Source organism: Candidimonas nitroreducens (assembly GCF_002209565.1).
Taxonomy (GTDB): Bacteria; Pseudomonadota; Gammaproteobacteria; order Burkholderiales; family Burkholderiaceae_B; genus Candidimonas; species Candidimonas nitroreducens.
The window spans coordinates 201,778-222,781 of the sequence record NZ_NJIH01000001.1 but is presented as its reverse complement, the minus strand read 5'-3'; the positions used below and the strand labels follow the sequence as shown (position 1 = coordinate 222,781).

The window sequence follows — 21,004 nt, the reverse complement described above, 5'->3', positions numbered from 1 at the left end:
CCACCGCGCCTCTGGACGGCACAAATGCGGAGCAACCAGAGCACTATCATCTGAGCGCGATTGATTTCGGTCGGCTAGAATTCATGCATACCATGCACCAATGAACACCTCCATGCGTTACGAGCTCACTGACCTAAGGCTGTTTTTGGCGATTGCAGAAGCCAAAAGCCTATCCGGCGGCGCAGACACAGTGCATCTGACTGCTTCTGCAGCCAGTTATCGGCTCAAGAATCTAGAACTTGCTTTAGGGGTTTCTCTTTTCAAGCGTGAGTCCCGAGGCATGGAACTGACAGTCGAAGGCGAACTTATGCTCAAGCACGTTCGCTCACTGTTGGCCGGCGTCACTCGAATGCATGGCGAGGTCAGCGGCTTCGCCAACGGGCTAACAGGCAATATCAGGCTATTGGCCAATAGCAGTTCACTGAATAGTTTTATCGTACCCAGCCTAGGCCGGTTCCTGAGCGCCAATCCTAATGTCAATATCGAGTTGGAAGAACGCTCCAGCAACACAATCGAGGCTGCGATAGCAGGGCAAGAAGCAGACATTGGCATCTTTGCCGGCTCTTCTACATCAGCCAGCGTCAAGGCGGCCCGTTATGCGGTGGACGAACTGGTAATTATTGCTCCGCTGCATCACCCCATCACGGAAAACGCGGCGGTACGCTTTCCGGCTGTGCTGGATCTGGATTTCGTCTGTGTAAGCCGTAGCAGCAGCAACTACGTGTTCTTGCGCGATATGGCGAAGTTGGCTGGGAGGATGCCCAGGATACGGATTCATGCACACACTTTCGACGCCGCACTGTCCATGGTGGAAGCAGGCGTGGGCGTATGCCTGGCGCCACGCAGCGTTGCCGCCAAGGCCATGCAGAATCAACGCATCGCCGCCGTGTCACTGAGCGAGCCGTGGGCGTTGCGAGAACTGACCCTGGTGTCGCGGGCCGAATCCCCAATATCGCCTTTCGTCGAGCAAGTCGTTCAATACTTGCTCGATGACCCCATCGTGGCAGCGACCCGCGACCCCAGCTAACTTACCGCCATGCCTTTAGCGCGCTTCTGCTCCAGAAATTCGTTCATGTAGCGCTGTGGCTCGCCCGTATTGAACGCCAGCCCGAACTCGGCCACGCTGTCGGCGATGGCTTCATCAACGTCCTTGGTTTCCCAACGGCGCAGCAGTTTTTTCTGCTGCCGCATCACAGCAGATCCCAATGCGGCCAATGCCAAGGCCTGTTGGCGCAGCGCTTCATCCAGAGCCTGGACGGGTACGGCTTCGTTGACCAGCCCCCAGGCCAATGCCTGAGGTGCGTCGATCAGGCCGCCGGTAAGCAGCATCCAGGCGCTCCTTGCGGAACCTATCAACTGCGGCATGAGCGCCGCATGGATAACAGATGGTATGCCGACTTTTACCTCAGGCATGCCGAATTGCGCGTGGTCGGTACAAATACGAAGATCGCAGGCTAGCGCCAATTCCAGGCCCCCTCCCAGGCACCAGCCGGGGATACGGGCGATCACTGGCACTGGAAAATGACGTACTGCATTGCACAAGTCACGCAGATTGGAAATGAATAGGCGGGCACGCGGTTCATTGAGCGTCGCCATTTCGGCAATGTCGGCTCCCGCCACGAATGCCCTATCTCCGCTGCCTCGAAAAATCAGCGTACGCAGCTCCCGATTGCAGGCCAAGCGCTCGAGGGCGATGCGCAGATCGGATATCACCGGCGTGCTCAGGATATTCAGAGCGCCCGCTGCCGTGATCGTCAGTACGCCGATACCATCCGCGTCTACTTCGATGTGGGCATAAGAAAGCCCGACGTTGAAGGATTCGCTCATGGCCGTGCCCCTTGTGTCGCTGTTGAGCTATGGCATCCCGCTAGCACCTCGGCGGTGTGTTCACCCAGCAATGGAGGGGCGGTGGCCAGTGCCTCTGGCGGCGTACCCGCGAGCAGAGGATTGCGGACGAGCTTGATATCCCCCAGCAGCGGGTGATGCACAATCTGCAGCAGCTGCCGGTGCTGAACTTGGGGATGTGTGAAGACTTCGTCCAAGGTATGGATAGGTCCCCAGGGCACATCGGCGGCGTCGAACATGTCGGCCCAATGCCGGCGCGATTCAACTGCCAGGATCCCGGTAATCAGGGGCCGCAGACTCTGCATGTTGCTCAGCCTGGCGCTGTTGGTGGCATAACGCTCATCCGACGACCATTCAGGGTGGCCTAGAACTGTGCAGAAGCGCCCGAATTGGCCATCATTGCCAATAGCCAAAATGAAATAACCGTCGGCACATGCAAATACTTCGTACGGAGCGCAATTCGGATGTGCATTTCCAGTACGCTGTGGAACGTGGCCCGAAACCAGGTAATTGGCCGCCTGATTGGCGTTGAGAGCCACGGCCACGTCCAGCAGGCAGATATCCAGTTGCATGCCACGGCCGGTTCGGTCTCGCTGGTGCAATGCCGCCAACACCGCCGAGGTGGCGTACATGCCCGTCATCAAGTCTACCACCGCGACACCAGTACGCAACGGCCCCGCTCCAGGAGTTCCGGCAGGCTGGCCGGTATAACTCATGAGTCCCCCCATTCCTTGGAAGACATAGTCATAACCCGGCCTTCCTGCCAGCGGGCCAGTCTGCCCGAAACCGGTGATGGACAAATACACCAGCCTGGGGTTGATCTCCGACAGCGCAGCATAATCCAGGCCATACTTGCTCAGACTGCCGCTTTTGTAGTTTTCGACCAGAATGTCGGCGTCGGCAACCAGTTCGCGCACCAGCTTTGCGCCCTGCCAGTTGGCGAAATCGATGGCCACCGATTGCTTGCCTCGGTTGCAGGCCATAAAGTAGGCTGACATATGTATCTGGCCGTCCGCCGAGCTCTGGTTGGGAGGCCCCCAGCCGCGTGTATCGTCTCCTCGCTCTGGGTGTTCTATCTTGATTACTTGCGCTCCCAGATCGGCAAGATTCTGGGTGCACCAAGGGCCAGCCAGTATGCGCGACAGATCGATAACCTTGACACCGCGCAATGCATCGTAAAGCATGATTTCTCCGGAACCTGGATTGGAAATTTTGAACAGAGCCTGCTCTGCGTCCGTTCATTCAAAGATGATCACGGATCGGGCCAGTTCTCCGCGCCTGAGTTCATCGAACGCGTCGTTGATGTCTTTCAAAGGCATGCGCCGCGATATCAGTTCGTCCAGCTTCAGCTTGCCGGCCATATAAAAATCGACCATTCTGGGCATATCTACCGGAAACCGATTCGACCCCATCATCGAGCCTTGAATGCGTTTTTCGCCCAGAAAGTCGGTGCCTTTCAATTCGATCTTCGTGCCCGGGGCGATCATCCCGATAATGGTGGCCGTCCCGCCTCGACGCAACATTCCGAACGCCTGCTCGGTCGTCTTTTTCAGGCCAATGGCTTCAAAGGCATGATGCACGCCACCGCCAGTCAGAGTACGAACAGCCTCGACGGGGTCGCCGCTGTTGACATCGATGACGTCGGTTGCACCGAATGCCTTCGCCAGATCCAGCTTCCCCCGAACCTGGTCGACTGCGATGATACGTCCGGCTCCGGCGATGGCCGCACCGTTGATGGCCGCCAGCCCGATTCCGCCGCAGCCTATGACCGCCACGGTTTCGCCTGGCTGAACCTTTCCGGTATGTATGATCGCACCGAATCCGGTTATCACCGCGCAGCCTATGAGAGCCGCGCGATCAAGCGGCATGTCGCGGCGAATGGCTACCAAGGTGTGCTCATGGATCAGCATTTGTTCAGCGAAAGCTGAAAGGTTCGCAAACTGGTTGACTGCCGCGCCATGCGAGTGTAGTCGCGGTGCCTCGCCGCTCTTGCGCTGGGTGTCTTTCGAAGTGCACAATGACAAACGGCCCGTCAAGCAGTGCTCACAGTGGCCGCAAAAGGCGGACAAGCAACTGATCACGTGATCACCCGGTTTGACCGTACGCACCTCCGAGCCCACCTGTTCGACGACCCCGGCTGCTTCATGCCCCAGCACTACCGGCATCGGGTAAGCATAGACGCCATTCATGAAATGCAAGTCGGAATGGCAGACCCCCACGGCCACCGTTCTCACCAGTACTTCATGCGGGCCTGGCTTGCCGATCGAAATTTCTTCTATGGCCAAAGATGTATTAGCTTGGTGCAACACGGCAGCCTTCATGGCTTCTCCTGAAATTGCGTCATCGCGGAACTTGCCGAGCAAGCCAGAGTTCCCCTCTTCGACGCCCTGAAAGGCCGTAGGATCACGGCTCTATCACATTGAACATGGGCCTGAATGCGTCGAGCGTACCCAGGAATGCCTGGAACTTCTTTTCATCGCCCTCGATACGGATTTTGCGCTCGGCCACGGCCGTGGCAAGATCCGTCTTGCGCGTGAGAATTTCTTCCAGCACGGCTCGCGTCATATGTATCGTTACGTGCGTACCCTCTTCCGATCCGCTACGGACGGTCAAAGCACAGTTCTCGAGGTTCAGTACATATCGCCTTGCGGTATCTTCAATATTCCAGTTCAGGCGCACAAACAAGCCGTCGGCCTTCTCGCCATTGATCCGGACGGCCAAGTAGTCAAAAAACATTTCTTCAGTCATGGCGCGTACGACATCGGCGCCCCGGGACACTTTGACTTCTCTGCCCCTTGCTCCAATGCGCAGCTCGCGAGCTCCCAGCAGGAATGCGTTACGCCATGTCGCCGATTCTGCCTGATAGCCCATCTGTTCGAGCGCTGCCGCACCCAGCTCGCGCGCCTCGGAGTTTGACGGGTCGGAAAACACCAGATGATTCATTACCTGGGCCACCCATCGATACTCGCCTTTGGCAAAATCAGCCTGGGCCCGTTCTAGCAGCTCTTCTGCACCACCCATATATTCGACATACTTTCTTCCGGCGGCTTCAGGCGGCAGCGCATGCAGATTGGATGGATTTCCGTCGTACCAGCTCAAGTAATGCTGATAGACCGCCTTCACATTGTGAGATAGTGTGCCGTAGTAGCCCCGCGCGTGCCATTGCTTGTCCAGGCTTTCAGGCAGGCGCAAGGTCTCGGCAATCTCGATGGCTGTGCAGCCATGATTCATCAGACGGACAGTCTGGTCGTGTATGTATTTGTAAAGATCGCGTTGTTGCCGAAGATAGCCGGAGATTCTCTCGGTTCCCCAGGTCGGCCAGTGATGCTGTGCAAAGGCCACGTCAGCTTCCCGCGCATAGCGCTCCAGAGCTACATTGAGATAATGCGACCACAGTTTGGCGTTGCGAACCTGGGAGCCGCGCAACGGGCACAAATTATGTAGCGTACGCGTGGCGTTCTCAGCCAGGTTGAGAGCGCGCAGTTTGGGAAAGAAAAAATGCATCTCGGCCGGAGCTTCGCTTTCGGGCGTAAGCTGAAAGACGATTTCGACACCGGAAATGGTGTGCCTTTCGACCTCGTCTTCGATCAATCGGGTCGGCGCTATGAGCGTGACCGTCCCGCGAGGCACGTTCTTGCCCAGCCCACTATCGATCTGGCAGCAGGCATTGCGATCGAGTGTATTGCCGAACTGGAACTGCAGTCGCCGCGTCATGGCTGGCCCGGCCAGCACATTTTCCGAGATGGCATGTTCCATGAAACCTGCCGGCGCGATGACACATACCTTACCCGATTCGACATCGCTCTCGTCGATGACCCCTTTGACGCCGCCGAAATGATCTATATGGCTATGGCTGTATATCACGGCCTCGACGGGTTTGCGGGGGCGATGTTTCAGGTACAGCTTCAGGCCGGCCGCTGCCGTTTCCGAGCAAGTCAGCGGGTCGATAATGATCAACCCGGTGTCCCCTTCGATGATGGTCATGTTCGAGAGATCGAATCCGCGTATCTGGTAGATACGCTCCGTCACTTTGAACAAACCGTGCGCCATGTTCAATCGCGCATGGCGCCAAAGGCTGGGATGAACACTGTCGGGAGCCTCTTCGACCCCAAGGAACGCGTAGTCCGACAACCCCCACACCAGTTCGCCATTGCTATCGCGGATCTCTGCATCGGGAAATGTCGCAATGAACCCGCGTCGTACGTCCAGTTCATCCTGCCCATCTTCCGGAGGAAGGTTATTCCTGGCCGCCGACTGAGCAGCTCTTGTGGCAGGAAGTGCCGGATTTGTCATCATATTTCCTTGTTCGTTTGATTTACCCATTTGGCCGCGTGGCGGTAGCGCATGTACATTGCCGGCCGCGCCAAGGGCGGGTGCCATACACTCGTTCAACTGCTGGCCGCGATGTTCCGAGACTTCATCAAGCTCGCCCAGCGTTCGCGCTCTTGTTCTATGAATCGATCGAACTGGCTCGCATCGATAGCCCAACGTTGGCACCCCAAGCTTTCAAGTTGCTTTCCAACTTCGGGGCTGTTGATTGCCTGCGCGAATACGGTCTTCAAGTATTTCAGTGCAGCTACGGGTATGGATTTAGGCGCGACGAGTCCATACCAGGACTGAACCACCACATCAGGAAACCCTGCCTCGACGACTGTCGGCACATCTGGCAGCGAGCGGGTTCGTTTGTCTGAGCTGACCGCCAGTGGCCGCAATTTTCCGGCATGAATCATCGGTAACGCAATGCTTTCCGATAGCAGCGCAAATTGCAGCAAGCCCCGAGAGAGATCCAGGGCGCCCGGGGGCTGGCCCTTGTAGCCCACCGTAGTCAAATGCAATCCGGTTTTTTGGAAGAAAAGCTCCTGCCCTAGGTACATGGTCGTGCCGGATCCGGGATTGGGCACGTTGACCTTGTCTGGCCGGCCCCTCGCCCAGGCAACGAATTCCTTCAAGGTTTTCACTGGCACATCTTTATTCACTACGAACACCGAGGAGGTGGAACCGACAGCGCCAATTGCCCGAAAGTCCCTGGCCCTGGTCTTGAAAGCGGGATACAAAGTCTCGTTGACCGCCAGGGCCGGTGTGGCTTCGAGCAGCGTGTAGCCATCAGGTTGGGCTCGCGCTACAGCTTCCGCACCTATTCTTCCGTCGGCGCCCGGACGATTCTCCACAACAATGGCCTGCGAGCCCATGAGGGCCATTTTGCTCGTGACGGCACGGATCACGACGTCGGCGATGCCACCGGCCGGATAAGGGACGATCACCCGGATCACATGCTCGGGATAGCGATAGGCGGGGCCGGATGCTGAAGCCGCACGCGCTGCCGTCGGCAGCAATGTCGAGGCTGCCAGGCCGAGCGCTGCATGGATAGTCTTTTCTGAGAACTTGCGACGATTCATATTATCTCCTTGGGTTTTTTGGCCTGAGGCCATGTCTGGGTTTATAGAATTGCGACACTGCGCGTCATTCAAATGACGCCTTTGTTCCGTAGATCCTCGCGTTCTTTCTCCGAGAGAGAGAGCCAGTCTCCCAATATTTCATCGTTATCCTGCCCCACGCTGCCTCCCGGCACGCGCACGGATCCCGGATTGCGTGCAAAGCGCGGTACTACTCCCTGAATGGGAACCTCACCGAAGTCCTGATCGGCCACGGTTCGGATGAATTCCCGCGCCTGGATGTGAGGGTCCTTGAAGATTTGTTCTGCGGAATATATCGGCGCGAGCGTACCGCCATGTCGCTCGAAGCTAGCCAGGGCATATTCCAGATCGTGTTCCGAGAACCATTTTTTGAATACCAGATTCAGCTCTTCGGCATGATCGCAACGTACTCGGTTATTGCAGAATTTCGGATGCTTGATGAGCTCTTCACGGCCGATGGCATGGCAATTCGAAGCGAACAAGGCATCGGTGCTGCCCGCCAACGATATCCATTTTGCGTCTCGGGTGAGAAACACCCCGGCCGGGGCGGTAGTCTGGCTGGAATTGCCAGATCGTTCGTGCGACTGGCCCAGCATCGCATACTTGATGGGCAGGAATTCCAGCAGCTTCAAAACCCCTTCCGTCAGCGAAAGATCGATCTCCTCGCCGGGCGCGCCGGGATCTCGTGCCCGCTTGAGTAACGCAGCCAAAACACCAAGGGCACCGAAAAGGCCGCCAATGGCGTCTCCGATCGGATAGCCGGTGTGCATGGGCGTGCCATCTGCCTCGCCGGTAATGTAGGTCAAACCGCCCATAGCCTCAAAAGTTCGGGCATACCCGGGACGACTCCGGTACGGCCCCGTCTGCCCAAAGGCAGTTGCCCGCAAGATCACCAGCCCCGGTTGGATTTTCCATAACGTGCCAAGATCGAGGCCCCATTTATCAAGCGTCCCCGGGCGAAAATTCTCAATCACCACATCGAAGTTGGGCAACATGCGCTTGAACAACTCCAGCCCTTCGGGTTTACGCACGTCTAGACTCATCATCTTTTTGTTGCGGTTGGTGACTTTCCACCAAAGCGATTTGCCGTCTTTGAATGGAGGCAGATTGCGATATGTGTCACCAGCCCCGGGCAGCTCTATCTTGACGACTTCCGCGCCATAGTCTGCAAGCAGAGCTGCCGCAGACGGTGCCGCCAAGACAGTGGCCATGTCGAGAATTCTCAGTCCAGCTAGCGGGCCGCAGCCGGGCATGGAGGAAAGTGGAATCATTTGGGTTTCCGGAAGTTGCCTGATCGCGGCTTGATCGCGTATGACAGATAGGCAAAAGGCTGGATCAGTTCTTTTGGGCCCATGCGGTGCAAGTGAAAATCGCCTGTCAAACCGCGGAGTCCTTCAATTGAAGAGATTTATATTCTAGGAACTCTTCAATGCCATATCTGCCTCCTTCGCGCCCGTTGCCCGATTGCTTGTAGCCGCCGAACGGTGCTTGAGGGTTGAAACGGCCACCGTTGATATCGACCTGTCCGGTTCGGATCCGCCGTGCAACCTCTATGGCATGGGCTTCGTCACGAGACCACACTCCGCCACCAAGGCCATAGATACTATTGTTGGCAATATGTATCGCATCGTCTTCAGTGTCGTAGCAGATGATCGTAAGTACTGGGCCGAATATTTCTTCTTGCGCAATGCATGTTGCTGGATCGGCCACACCCAGTATTGTGGGTTTGACGAAGAAACCCTTTTCAAGACCTTCCGGATCTTCGGGGCCGCCCGCGACCAGTTCGGCACCCTCACGGATTCCACGTTTGATGTAGTCTATTACCCGAGTTTTTTGTGCAGCCGACACCAGTGGGCCCAGGCGGCTGGAATCCTGCAACGGGTCGCCAACCACAAAACCTTCGGCGATTTTCCTGGCAATGGCTTTGGCTTCACCATAGCGGGCTCGGGGCACCAGCATGCGGGTTTGGGCGGAGCAAGTCTGTCCGGAATTTAGCAGGCATGAGCTGACTGTGCCTTTGACCGCTGCCACCAGATCGGCATCGTCCAGAATGATCGACGCAGATTTTCCTCCCAGTTCCAGGGCAACTCGCTTGACGCTTTGCGCAGCCAGCTCGGCTACTCGCTTGCCAGCCCGGGTCGAGCCTGTGAACGAAACCATGTCAACATCGGAATGGCCGGCCAATGCTTCGCCGACAATCCCCCCATATCCAGCAACGAGATTGAATACCCCGGGCGGCAAGCCGGCGGCTTCAATGATTTCTGCCAGCACGAACGCGTTCAGCGGCGCCACTTCCGAAGGTTTGAGCACTACAGTGCACCCTGCAGCGAGCGCCGATGCCAGCTTCAGCGTGATCTGGTATAGCGGGTAGTTCCATGGCGTGATGGCTGCCACGACACCGACGGGCTCCCGCAAGACAATCGAATTGCCCACCTTTTCTTCGAAAGAAATCTCTTCCGCCAAGCGGGCGGTCTGCAACCAATTCTGGATGGGGCCATCAACTTGAATCGTACGCGCCAGCTTGATCGGCATGCCCACTTCACATGCGATCAACTGAGCCAACTCTTTGTTGCGCGCTTTCAGGCCATCGGCAATACTTCGAATGTATTTCGCGCGCAAGCCTGGCGGGGTGGCGAACCAGCCATCAAAGGCGTTGCGGGCCGCGTGAACAGCGCTTTCGGCATCCGATACACACCCATCCGGAATCTGGCCGACGATCGTTTCATTCCCCGCATGAATGACATCGATCGACCCCGAACCCGATGGCACGACCCACTTCCCGCCTATGAACAGCTTGTCATATACCTTCACCGTCACGATTCTCCCTTCTTGGTCATTCACTGCTTCAGAGCCCGAAGCCGCCCGCTGCCGGCAGTGCCGCAACGACAGCGGTTTGGGGCTGCTTCAACGCTCCTCAAGACTGCTGAACAAGTCTATAGTCCGGCCCGTACGTAAGGCAATTGGGCAAATTCGAAGCAAGAATTCCAGAATTTTGAAAACATCTGAATTAAGCCAGATCTGAGCCCATTACAGCCTGCAAGAATGACTTTGAGCCGTATGGGGGTTTCGCCGTCTGCCAACTCTTTCGACTTATTGCTTTCTTGAGGCACCCATATGGCACCCATGCTTTGGGCTTTTGCACATTTATTCAAGGCAATTGAACATTTGTGCAAAATATCTTATAGTCCTTCCTGCTCCAGTCGACATTTCTTCGGGCAGGTATGCCGTCGAGGCGGGCGCACAGCTCTCGGCACGGCGCGGCCTAGCCACGAAAGGCACCAATATCAAAAATGCAAGTCCCCTCGGAAGTTGACCTACTCGTCGTCGGCGGCGGCATCAACGGCGCAGGCATTGCGCGCGATGCCGCCGGCCGCGGCCTGTCGCTTGCCTTGTGCGAACAAAATGATTTTGCGGGCGCCACCTCGTCGGCCAGCACCAAGCTGATCCACGGTGGCCTGCGCTACCTGGAATACTACGAATTCAGGCTGGTCGCGGAAGCGCTGGCCGAGCGCGAGGTGCTGCTGGGCATCGCGCCGCACATCGCGCATCCGCTGCGCTTCGTCATGCCGCACGTGCAGGGGCTGCGCCCGGCATGGATGATCCGCCTCGGCCTGTTCCTGTACGACCGCCTGGGCGGACGCAGCACCTTGCCGAAATCGTGCGCCGTGCGCCTGCCGGGTAGCCCCTTAGGCGCAGGCCTGAAGCCGCAATACCGCAAGGGCTTTGTCTACTCGGACGCCCGTGTCGACGACGCGCGCCTGGTAATACTGAACCTGCGTTCGGCGGCCGCGCATGGCGCCCACATCCTGCCGCGCATGCGCTTCTGCGGCGCCGAGCGCGTCGAGGGCCGCTGGCACGCCCGCCTCGAAGACCTGCGCAGCGGCGAACACCATGAGCTTCACGCACGCATGTTGGTCAATGCCGCCGGCCCCTGGGTCAGCCAGGTGGCCGGCACGCTGGGCCAGGGCGGCGGCCCGGCCAAGGTGCGGCTGGTGAAAGGCAGCCACATCGTCGTGCCCAGGCTGTACCAGGGGGATCACGCCTACATCGTGCAAGACGCCGGCAAGCGCATTATTTTCATGATCCCCTACGAGCGTGAGTTCACCCTGATAGGCACGACCGACGTGGCAGTCGACGCGGCTGCAGACGGCGTCCGCATCAGCCGCGAAGAAATCGACTATCTATGCACATCGGTAAGCCGTTATACGCCTCACGCGGTAACGCCCGACATGGTGGTATGGAGCTACAGCGGCGTGCGGCCGCTGTACGACAACGGCAAGGGCGACCCTTCGGCGGTCACGCGCGACTACACCCTAGTGCTGGACGACGGCGGCCAGAACGTGCCGCAGCTGTCGATATTCGGCGGCAAGATCACCACCTACCGGCGGCTGGCCGAATCGGCGATGGACAAGCTGCAGCCCTGGCTGGGCGAGCGGCGCGGCAAATGGACCGGAACCGAAGGCCTGCCAGGCGCGGACATGGGCCAGGGCGGAGCCGCTGGGCTGTTGGCGCGCCTGGGCGAACGCTACCCGCGCCTGCCTGCGGCCTTGCTGCCAGACCTGGTGCGGCGCTACGGGTCTCTGGCCTATGACGTATTGGGCGAGAGCAGCGAACCCGACGATCTCGGGCGCGATTTCGGCGGCGGCCTGTACGAGCGCGAGGTACGCTACCTGATCGAACACGAATGGGCCTACGAGGCCGACGACATACTGTGGCGCCGCACCAAGACCGGGCTGCACATGAATGCGCAGCAGCGCGCCGAACTGGGCGACTTCCTGGCCGGCATGCCGGGGCTGCAGGCGCAGGACTCGGCACTTGAACAGGCGTACGCATGAACGCCTCCTCCGACCGCTCCCCTGCTTCGGCCATGCTTCCACTAAGCGAATTGTCTGACGCTGCGCTGGCCGGCGTCAAAGGCGTTTTCACCGACATCGACGATACGCTGACCACTGGCGGCAAGCTGCCGGCCGCCACCTACTCGGCCCTCGAGGCGCTGCACGAAAGCGGCCTGGCTGTGGTTCCCATCACCGGCCGCCCGGCCGGCTGGTGCGATCACATCGCGCGGATGTGGCCGGTGGATGCCGTCGTCGGCGAGAACGGCGCCTTCTATTTTTATTACGACGGGCCTGCGCGCAAGCTGCGCCAGCGCTTCCTGGCCGATGCCGCCACTCGCGAGCAGAACGCGCGCCGCCTGGCCGAGGTCTCGGCGAAGATTCTTGCCGAGGTGCCGGGCTGCGCGCTGGCCTCGGATCAATTCTGCCGGATCGCGGACATCGCCATCGACTTCTGCGAAGACGTGCCGCCGCTGCCGCGCCATAGCGTGGAACTCATCGTGCAGTTGATGAGTGAAGCCGGCATGACGGCCAAAGTCAGCTCGATTCACGTCAATGGCTGGTTCGGCCAGTACGACAAGCTGACGATGACGCGCATTTTCATGCAAGAGCGCTACGGCATCGACCTGAACGCCGCTCGCGGCGACTATGTCTTCGTGGGTGATTCGCCCAACGATGCGCCGATGTTCCGCTATTTTCCGAAGTCCATCGGCGTGGCCAACGTAGGTGAGTTCGCCGCCGATATCGCACACCCGCCGGCCTACGTCACGCAGGGGCGCTGCGGCGACGGCTTCGTGGAAGTGGCGCGCCGCCTGCTGGCCGCGCGAGGCTGACAGGCAGGTTTGCGATCAAAGCGGCAAGCGCATCGAGAAAACAAGACACGTAGCCGTAGAACAAGGCAAATAGCATGGCAAGGCGAGGCAGCACTTTTATCTTTTTGATCGCGAATTCATATGAGTGCCATGCCGGCTGAAAGCCGGTATCGCCCACAGCGGCGCGCCCGGCAACGTCGGGCGTGCCGTTTTCACGCCATCAGGAAAAATCGGGCCCGATCAGGTCGATGCGGTCGGTGCAGAACGCATCTACGCCCCATGACAATATCTCGCGCGCCCGCTCGGGCTCGTTCACCGTATAGCAAAACACCCCGTAGCCCTGGGTCTTGATCGCCCGCACCTGCTCGGGCGTCACGTGCTTGTGGTTGGTGTGCAGCGCCACCGCGCCCAGGTCCTGCATGATTGCTGCCAGATCGTCGGGCACCGTGCTGGACAGGAAGCCACGTGGGATCTCGGGTGCGGCCTGCTTGGCCGCCCGCAAGGCATCGGCCGAGAACGAGGAAAACAAAGGCGTGCGGCCGCCCTCGGGCAGGTGCTGGCGCAGCAGCTGCGCTGCGGCGCGTCCCGTTTCGGCCTCGAAGCCCGGGGCGGGCTTGATCTCTACGTTCATCCAGATGCCGTTGGCGTTGCAGTAATCGATGACTTGCAGGAAGGTCGGCACCGGTTCGCCCGCGTAGCGTGCATCGAACCATGCTCCCGCGTCCATGGCGGCCAGTTGCTGCGCAGTGGATTCGGGCACGCTGCCGGTGGCGGCGATGGTGCGGCCGAAAACCGGGTCGTGCATCAGCACGGGTATGCCGTCTGCGGCCAGCATCACGTCGAATTCGACGGCGCGAAAGCCGTGTTCGAGGCCGCAGCGCATGGCGGCCAGAGTGTTTTCAGGGGCGAGCGTGCCGCCGCCCCGATGCGCGATGATCCTGGGAAAAGGCCACATGATAGGTAACCGGAAAAAGAATGTTGGAGGAAAGTCCGAAGCCGCGCAAGCCGCGGCCAGAGACCGCTGAAAACCACGCGGCGCAGCGGCCACGAAGCCGCACCGCCGCAGAACCCGCTGCCGCCGGGCCGGCCGCACCAGGCGGAAAGAAGCGATAGCCCTGCATCATGGCTGCCGTATCACTTGGGCTGCGGCGTGGAAGCCGCCAGCAGCCGCGCCGTGGGCTCGTCGATGATCAGCTCGTTGACGAAGCGCCCGCGCAGCGCCGCGCGGATGGCGTCTATCTTGCTAAGCCCCGATATCACACAGATGGAGTGCCTGGCCTTGCGGAACAGGGCCAGATCGGGGCCGCTGGTGCGCTTGTTCAGCGCAATGTCGCGATAGCTGCCGTCGTCGCGGAAGAACACCGTGGCGATATCGCCGGCCACGCCGTCGGCGGCGAGCGATTCCAGGTCTTGTGGCTCGAGATAGCCGCCGCTGTGGATCTGGCTGGGCACCGCGGCCGACAGCGCCCCTATGCTGAAAAGCATGATGTCGGCGCGCTGCTGCATTTCCAGCAGGCGGCGCACGCTGCGTTCGCGCCACAATGCCTTCTTGGTCTCGGGGTACTCGAAGAAGGCGGGCACCGGAAAGGGTTGCGGGCGCGCATCGTAGTTCGCCGCGAACTGCATGATGATGTTGCTGCTGAACGCATTGCTCATGCTTTGCGTCGTTCCCGACCCGTTGAGCTGCACCACGTCGACATTGACCGTGGCCTTGGGCGTGAGGCGCTCGACGATGGCATTGACGGTGTTGCCCCACGCCAGGCCGATGACCATGTTCGAACCGACCACCGTGTTCAGATAGGCCGCGGCATGGCTGGCGACACGCTGCAGCCATTCCAGCTCGCCGGCCGATTCGGGCACCGACACCACCTGCGCACGGCGCAGGCCGAAGCGCTGCTTGAGCATCGATTCGAGCTGCCCGGGGTGTTCGCGCGGGTCGTGGATGCGGATCTCGACCAGCCCATTGTCGCGCGCGAAGCTGAGCAGGCGCGACACCTTGGAGCGCGACAGGCCGAGCTCGTGTGCGATGTCGGTGGTCGTCATCTGCTGGTAGTAATACAGGCGCGCAACGGTAATGGCGCTGGCCCACAGGCCAGTCTCGTCGGCCGGTCGGCCCGCCGCGGCCTCGCTTTGCGTCATCGAATCCATAAAGAACTCCGGGCTGGGTACGGCGCGGCAGGTACATGCCGCCTGGGGCAGCGCGGCAGTGTAGCGCCGCCCATCGTCCCGCCACGCTCGGGCATGCCCATGCAGGCGGGTATCTTCAAGTTAAGCATATTCGCATATTCGTCCGGGCAGTCAAGGCCGGCCCGAGCCGCCCGGCGCTACTGCAGCTTGCTCACGTCCATTCTGAATACGATAGGGAACACGGTCTTCCATTTCGTCCAGCGCGGCGAGCCGGCCTCGGATACCGCCCACAGGCCGCCCTGCGGATCGAAACCCATGTCCTCGATGCCGTCGACCATGGCGTGCTGCTGCAGTACCTTGCCGGACACCGGGTCGACCTTCTGCAACAGACCGTGCTTGCTATTGCTGAAGGCCAGCCAGAGATAACCTTGCGCATCGAACGCGGCGCCCTGCGCCAAGGTGGTAACGGCAAAACTGCGCGTGGCGGCGTGCTCGTCGATCGTGGCGTCGCTGGCGCGGTCGAACAGCTTGTATGGCAGATAGAATACCCTGGAGCCGTCCGCATGCTTGTCGTAGGCCCCGGTAAGGATCGAGCCCTCGCGGAAATCGACGAAAGACCCCTTGAGCGCGCCCGTCAGCGAGATCGTGCCGCGCAGCGCACGATCCGAATTGCCGTCCGCAAATGCCCGTGCCATGTCGATGCGGTAAAGGCGACGGGTGTCGGAGACGATCAGCATGCCCTTGCCCGCGTAGGCCATGCCGCCTGCGTGCCTGACCGTGGGCGGCAGGTCGAACTGGCCGGTGCTGCGGCCGCTGGCGGGATCCAGCCGGTACACCCGGCTGGGCCCGCCGCCGACTTTCGGGTTGTCGCTCTGGTAGCTGGAAACCAGCACTTGGCCATCGGCATAGGTGATGCCTTGCGGCACGTAGCCGTCGTTCAGGCCGGGCGCCCAGATCATGGTAGTGATCGCCTGGGAATTGGGCACGGCGCTGGCCTGGGCAGCGATGTATGTCGGCGCGGTGCCCAGAATGGCCGCCTTTGCGCCGGCGCCAAGCACCAGGGCGCCCAGCAGGCTCAGCCCGATGCGGGTAAGGTGGCGTATCGGACGATTCATAGCAGCCTCGTGTCGCGTTGTCGTTTGCCGGTGCCCGCGCGTATGCCGGGCGGATTTCGGCGCTGGTGTTCGCGGGTGCTCACGCGTATACGGACGGCAGGATTAGGGCCTGTTCACACTAAAAGGGGAGCCGCACTGGTGAGCAAATGGGCGCCAGGCTAGGCGCGGGCGAGGCCGCGTGGCCGCTCCACGCAACGAGCCTGCAACGACGCATGGCGCCCATTTGCCCACCAGCCCGAAGGGTGGCCACAAAAAAGCCCGCCCCTCGGCGTTGCTCATGCTCGCCGTGGAACCACCACGGCTGCGCTTCGCGCCTTGATGGACAGGCTTTTTTGTGGCCATGCGGCTCCCCTTTTAGTGTGAACAGGCCCTAGCCCAGCCGGCGCGTCGTCTGCGGATCGAACCAGTGAACGCTGGCGGGTTCGAAACCGGCCGTAACCTTGTCGCCTACGGCCACAGGGGTGCCGGCCGCGGTACGCACCACCACGGACTGCCCGCCCGTCCTGCCGTACACCAGCAGTTCCGAGCCCAGCGCCTCTACCATTTCTACCACCAGCGCCATGCCGGGCCGGCCCAGCACCAGATGCTCGGGCCGCAGGCCCAGTATGCACTCGCGGCCCCGTGGCGCCCGGCTGCCGGCCGCCAGCGGGATCACACTGCCCTCGCCCGCCAGGAAGCCGCTGCCGTCGCTCTCGACCTTGCCGTTCAGCAGATTCATGGGCGGCGAGCCGATGAACCCCGCCACGAAGGTGCTGGTGGGCTTGTCGTAGACCTCGACCGGTGTGCCGATCTGCTCGGCGTTGCCGGCATTCATGACGATCATGCGCTGGCCCAGCGTCATGGCCTCGACCTGGTCGTGCGTCACGTACAGGCTGGTGGTGCCCAGCGTGCGGTGCATTTTCTGGATTTCCAGGCGCATCTGCACGCGCAGCTTGGCATCCAGATTGGACAAGGGTTCGTCGAACAGGAATACTGCCGGCTCGCGCACAATGGCGCGGCCCATGGCCACCCGCTGGCGCTGGCCGCCCGACAGCTGGCGCGGCGTACGCTGCAGCAAGGTGGCCAGCTCGAGGATTTCCGCGGCCTTGCGCACCCGCTGCTCGATGTCCGCCTTGGAAAAGCGGCGAATCTTCAGGCCATAGGCCATATTGTCGTAGACGCTCATGTGCGGATACAGGGCGTAGTTCTGGAACACCATCGCGATGTCGCGATCCTTGGGTTCCAGCTCGTTGACCACGCGCTCGCCGATCAGGACTTCCCCGCCGGTGATTTCTTCCAGGCCGGCGACCATGCGCAGCAGCGTCGATTTGCCGCAGCCCGAAGGGCCCACCATCACGACGAATTCACCATCGGCGATATCTACCGAAATGCCGTGTATGACCTCGAGCGCCTTGTCGCCCTTGCCGTACGACTTGGTGACGTTTTTCAGATGTACTTGTGCCATGTCATTTGTCGGAATCGACCAACCCTTTAACAAACCATTTCTGCATGAACACCACGACCAGCCCCGGCGGCAGCATCGCCAGTATCAGCGTGGCCATCACCACGTTCCATTCCACCGCCGAGTCGCCGCCCGAGATCAGGCGCTTGATGCCTACGCCTATGGGGTACATGCTCTGGTCGGTGGTCGCCAGCAACGGCCACAGGTATTGATTCCAGCCATAGATGAACATGATGACGAACAGCGCCACCAGATTGGTGCGCGACAGCGGCCAGAGCACGTCCTTGAAGAAGCGCATCGGGCCCGCGCCGTCGATGCGCGCGGCCTCGGCCAGCTCTTCCGGCACGGTCAGGAAGAACTGGCGGAACAAAAAGGTGGCGGTGGCCGAGGCGATCAGCGGTATCGTCAGGCCGGCGTAGCTGTTGAGCATGCCCAGGTCGGACACCACTTGGTAGGTCGGCGTGATGCGCACCTCGATGGGCAGCATCAGGGTCAGGAAAATCAGCCAGAACACCACGCTGCGCCCGCGAAAGCGGAAATACACCAGCGCGAACGCCGACAGCATCGAGATTGCGATCTTGCCGAACGCGATGCCCAGGGCCGACACCAGGCTGACCCACATCATGCGGCCGATCGAGCCCACGTCGACGTGTCCCGACGAGCCGCTGACGAACACCTGCACGTAATTGTGGATGAGCTGGGTTCCCGGTATCAGCGACAAAGGCGCCTGGGCCGCCTGCTCGGCGCTCTGGGTGCTGGCCACGAATGCAATATACAGAGGGAACGCGACCAGCGCGGCGCCGCACAGCAGCACCAGATGGCCGACGAAATCGAGCACGGGGCGGCGTTCGATCATGCTGCCCTGCCCTGCGCGGCGAACCGCCTTGCATACCCTGCGGCGCGGCGCACAAGCCCCTTGCCGCCGCATGGAACCGATAAAAATTTCATGACTCGATTCCTCATGAATACTGTACCTTGCGTTCGACGTACTTGAACTGCAGCACCGTCAGCGTGATCACTACGGCCATCAAAATTACCGACTGCGCCGCCGAGCTGCCGATGTCGCCGCCGCGGAAACCGTCGAAGAACACCTTGTAGACCAGGATCTGGGTGTCTTTCTGTGGCCCGCCCTGCGTGGTGGCGTCGATGATCCCGAAGGTGTCAAAGAACGCATAGACGACGTTCATGACCAGCAGGAAGAAGGTGGTGGGCGACAGCAGCGGGAAGACGATGGTGACGAAGCGCTTCACCGGCCCCGCGCCGTCGATGGCCGCCGCCTCGACCAGGGACTTCGGAATCGACTGCAGGCCCGCCAGGAAAAACAGGAAGTTGTAGCTGAGCTGCTTCCAGATGGCGGCGATCACGATCAGGATCATCGCATCGGTGCCGTTGAGCACGCTGTCCCAATGGATGCCGATGTGTTCCAGCGCCACGGCGATGATGCCCAGCCCCGGCGACAGCATGAAGGCCCACAGCGTCCCTACTACCACCGGCGCCACCGCGTAGGGCCAGATCAAGAGCGTGCGATAGAACGCCGAACCGCGCAAGGCCCGGTCGGCGAAAGCCGCCAGGATCATCGACAGCGTCATGCCGAGAAATGCGACGCATACGGAAAAAATGGCCGTGGTCTTGAACGACGCGAGGTAGCTGCTGTCCTGCAGCAGGTCGCGGAAATTATCCAGGCCGGCGAACTGCGAGGAAAGCCCGAACGCATCCTGCATCAGCACCGATTGGTACAAGGCCTCGATAGCGGGCCAGAAGAAGAACACCAGCGATACGATGATCTGCGGAGCGACCAATGCGTACGGCAGCCAGTGGGATTTGAAGCGGGCGCGTTTTTCCATGGCGAATATTCAATAAAGCGCGGCGACGCGAAGTATCGTCGGACGCCGGGCCGCCGCGCGCGCCACGCCGCCCGGATGGGCGGCGCGGGGCGGTGGCCGGCGCCTGCGGCGCGGAGCTTACTGGTTGGCCTTCTGGAAGCGCACCAGCAGCTTGTTGCCGCGTTCCACGGCGCTGTCCAGCGCCTGCTTGGGGGTCTTCTTGCCGGCCCAGACGCCTTCCAGCTCTTCGTCGATGATGCCGCGGATCTGGACGAAGTTGCCCAGGCGGATGCCGCGCGACTTGTCGGTGGTCTTGACGATCATCTGCTTGACCGCGACGTCGGTGCCCGGGTGCGTCTTGTAGAAGCCCGACTCCTTGGTCAGCTCATAGGCCGCAATGGTCGCCGGCAGATAGCCCGTGCCCTGGTGCCATGCCGCTTGTACTTCAGGCTTGGACAGGTAGGCGAAGAACTTGGCCACGCCCTTGTATTCATCCGGCTTCTTGCCGCTCATGACCCACAGCGAGGCGCCGCCTATCACCGTGTTCTGCGGCGCGCCCTTGACGTCGGCGTAGTACGGCAGCGGCGAAACGCCGAACTTGAATTGCGCGTTCTTGACCACATTGCCGTAAGTGGCGCTGGACGAAGTCAGCATCGCGCACTTGCCCGTGTAGAACTTGGAATCGCCCTCGGTCTTGCGGCCGGAATAAACGAACAGGCCCTGCTTGGCCCAGTTCGCCAGGTTCTGGATATGGCGCACGTGCAGCGGGCTGTTGAATTCCAGCCGCGCATCCAGGCCGCCCATGCCATTGTCTTTGCTGGCGAAGGCGACGTTGTGCCAGGCCGAGAAGCTTTCCAGCTGAACCCAGGACTGCCACGAAGTGGTGAACGGGCATTCGACGCCGGCGGCCTTGAGCTTCTTGGCATCGGCCTCCACGTCCTTCCAGGTGACAGGCGGCTTTTCAGGGTCGAGCCCGGCCTTGGCGAACAGATCCTTGTTGTAGAAGAACACCGTGGTCGAGCTGTTGAATGGCAGCGACAGCATTTCACCCTTGTTGGTGGTGTAGTAGCTGGCCACAGCCGGCACATAAGCCTTCGGGTCGAATTTCTCGCCGGCATCTTTCATCAGCTTGGTGACGGAAACGATGGCGCCCTTGGCGTGCATCATGGTGGCGGTGCCGACCTCGAACACCTGCAGGATGTTGGGCGCGTTGCCGGCCCGGTAGGCCGCGATTGCCGCCGACATCGATTCGTCGTAGCCGCCCTTGTAAATGGCTTTGACCTTGTAGTCGGACTGGCTCTTGTTGAAATCGGCAACCATGTTCTGGATGCGGTCGCTCAGCGCACCGGTGTTCGAATACCACCAGGTTATTTCGGTGGTGGCATGTGCGGAGCCCGCGGCTGCCATCATCAGTGTTGCGGCTGCCAGGGGTTTGAAATTGAAACGCATGAAGGTCTCCTTGTGCCTAGTCCCGCCAGGATGCGGCGGCGCGTAGCGAGTGACTTGCGGCTGGGCCGCATACGCCGCCGGCCCGCCCTTCCGCAACGCGGCCGGGTGCGCCGGCAGTAAGTGAAATAACGGTACCCGTGCCCCCC

The 21,004-nt window shown here is 60.7% G+C and carries 17 protein-coding genes; 3 read left to right on the top strand and 14 right to left on the bottom strand.

Annotation, left to right across the window (positions count from 1 at the left end):
• Window positions 1–112 precede the first annotated feature (112 nt).
• Window positions 113–1,027 (top strand): LysR family transcriptional regulator, encoded by a 915-nt coding sequence (locus CEY11_RS01010; RefSeq protein WP_088601472.1) that lies wholly within the window; start codon window positions 113–115, stop codon window positions 1,025–1,027.
• Here the strand turns inward: CEY11_RS01010 and CEY11_RS01005 are convergent.
• The 7 genes from CEY11_RS01005 to CEY11_RS00975 all read right to left on the bottom strand — a co-directional run bounded on the left by CEY11_RS01005 (window position 1,024) and on the right by CEY11_RS00975 (window position 10,070).
• Window positions 1,024–1,827: an enoyl-CoA hydratase gene (locus CEY11_RS01005; RefSeq protein WP_088601471.1), complete on the bottom strand. Its 804-nt coding sequence runs from the start codon at window positions 1,825–1,827 to the stop codon at window positions 1,024–1,026. The genes CEY11_RS01010 and CEY11_RS01005 overlap by 4 nt on opposite strands.
• Window positions 1,824–3,029, bottom strand: a complete 1,206-nt coding sequence (locus CEY11_RS01000; RefSeq protein ID WP_088601470.1) for a CaiB/BaiF CoA transferase family protein — start codon at window positions 3,027–3,029, stop codon at window positions 1,824–1,826. Before CEY11_RS01000 ends, CEY11_RS01005 begins: the two co-directional genes overlap by 4 nt.
• A 54-nt stretch (window positions 3,030–3,083) precedes the next feature.
• Window positions 3,084–4,166, bottom strand: coding sequence for a Zn-dependent alcohol dehydrogenase (locus CEY11_RS00995; RefSeq protein WP_088601469.1), 1,083 nt, complete (start codon window positions 4,164–4,166; stop codon window positions 3,084–3,086).
• An 82-nt stretch (window positions 4,167–4,248) separates the two neighbouring features.
• Window positions 4,249–6,225 carry an alkyl/aryl-sulfatase gene (locus tag CEY11_RS00990; RefSeq protein WP_233154656.1) on the bottom strand — a complete coding sequence of 659 codons (1,977 nt, stop codon included), beginning with the start codon at window positions 6,223–6,225 and terminating at the stop codon, window positions 4,249–4,251.
• Window positions 6,226–6,233: 8 nt separating this feature from the next.
• Window positions 6,234–7,241, bottom strand: coding sequence for a Bug family tripartite tricarboxylate transporter substrate binding protein (locus CEY11_RS00985; RefSeq protein WP_088601467.1), 1,008 nt, complete (start codon window positions 7,239–7,241; stop codon window positions 6,234–6,236).
• Between the two features lie 68 nt (window positions 7,242–7,309).
• Window positions 7,310–8,530 (bottom strand): CaiB/BaiF CoA transferase family protein, encoded by a 1,221-nt coding sequence (locus tag CEY11_RS00980; RefSeq protein WP_198958802.1) that lies wholly within the window; start codon window positions 8,528–8,530, stop codon window positions 7,310–7,312.
• Window positions 8,531–8,636: 106 nt separating this feature from the next.
• Entirely contained in the window at window positions 8,637–10,070 is a 1,434-nt protein-coding gene (locus tag CEY11_RS00975; RefSeq protein WP_088601583.1) for an aldehyde dehydrogenase family protein, read from the bottom strand.
• Between the two features lie 479 nt (window positions 10,071–10,549).
• Between CEY11_RS00975 and glpD the strand changes: the two genes are divergently transcribed.
• Together glpD and CEY11_RS00965 are read left to right on the top strand one after the other, a co-directional pair.
• Window positions 10,550–12,094 (top strand): glycerol-3-phosphate dehydrogenase, encoded by a 1,545-nt coding sequence (glpD, locus tag CEY11_RS00970; RefSeq protein WP_088601466.1) that lies wholly within the window; start codon window positions 10,550–10,552, stop codon window positions 12,092–12,094.
• 32 nt (window positions 12,095–12,126) lie between these two features.
• Window positions 12,127–12,924, top strand: a complete 798-nt coding sequence (locus CEY11_RS00965; RefSeq protein WP_088601582.1) for an HAD-IIB family hydrolase — start codon at window positions 12,127–12,129, stop codon at window positions 12,922–12,924.
• A gap of 199 nt (window positions 12,925–13,123) precedes the next feature.
• Here CEY11_RS00965 and ugpQ read toward each other — a convergent pair whose 3' ends face one another.
• The 7 genes from ugpQ to ugpB form a co-directional block, all read right to left on the bottom strand.
• The gene (gene ugpQ / locus CEY11_RS00960; RefSeq protein ID WP_088601465.1) at window positions 13,124–13,858 is read right to left on the bottom strand and encodes a glycerophosphodiester phosphodiesterase; all 735 of its coding nucleotides are present in this window, start codon (window positions 13,856–13,858) and stop codon (window positions 13,124–13,126) included.
• A 179-nt stretch (window positions 13,859–14,037) separates the two neighbouring features.
• Window positions 14,038–15,051, bottom strand: coding sequence for a sugar-binding transcriptional regulator (locus CEY11_RS00955; protein ID WP_233154655.1), 1,014 nt, complete (start codon window positions 15,049–15,051; stop codon window positions 14,038–14,040).
• A 176-nt stretch (window positions 15,052–15,227) separates the two neighbouring features.
• Window positions 15,228–16,145: an NHL repeat-containing protein gene (locus CEY11_RS00950; RefSeq protein WP_088601464.1), complete on the bottom strand. Its 918-nt coding sequence runs from the start codon at window positions 16,143–16,145 to the stop codon at window positions 15,228–15,230.
• Window positions 16,146–16,515: 370 nt separating this feature from the next.
• Window positions 16,516–17,589, bottom strand: a complete 1,074-nt coding sequence (locus CEY11_RS00945) for a sn-glycerol-3-phosphate import ATP-binding protein UgpC (protein WP_088601463.1) — start codon at window positions 17,587–17,589, stop codon at window positions 16,516–16,518.
• A 1-nt stretch (window position 17,590) separates the two neighbouring features.
• Entirely contained in the window at window positions 17,591–18,442 is an 852-nt protein-coding gene (ugpE, locus tag CEY11_RS00940; protein WP_088601462.1) for a sn-glycerol-3-phosphate ABC transporter permease UgpE, read from the bottom strand.
• Window positions 18,443–18,545: 103 nt separating this feature from the next.
• Entirely contained in the window at window positions 18,546–19,430 is an 885-nt protein-coding gene (gene ugpA, locus CEY11_RS00935) for a sn-glycerol-3-phosphate ABC transporter permease UgpA (RefSeq protein WP_088601461.1), read from the bottom strand.
• 117 nt (window positions 19,431–19,547) lie between these two features.
• On the bottom strand, window positions 19,548–20,858 hold the full coding sequence (gene ugpB, locus CEY11_RS00930; RefSeq protein WP_088601460.1) for a sn-glycerol-3-phosphate ABC transporter substrate-binding protein UgpB: 1,311 nt from the start codon (window positions 20,856–20,858) through the stop codon (window positions 19,548–19,550).
• Window positions 20,859–21,004 lie beyond the last annotated feature (146 nt).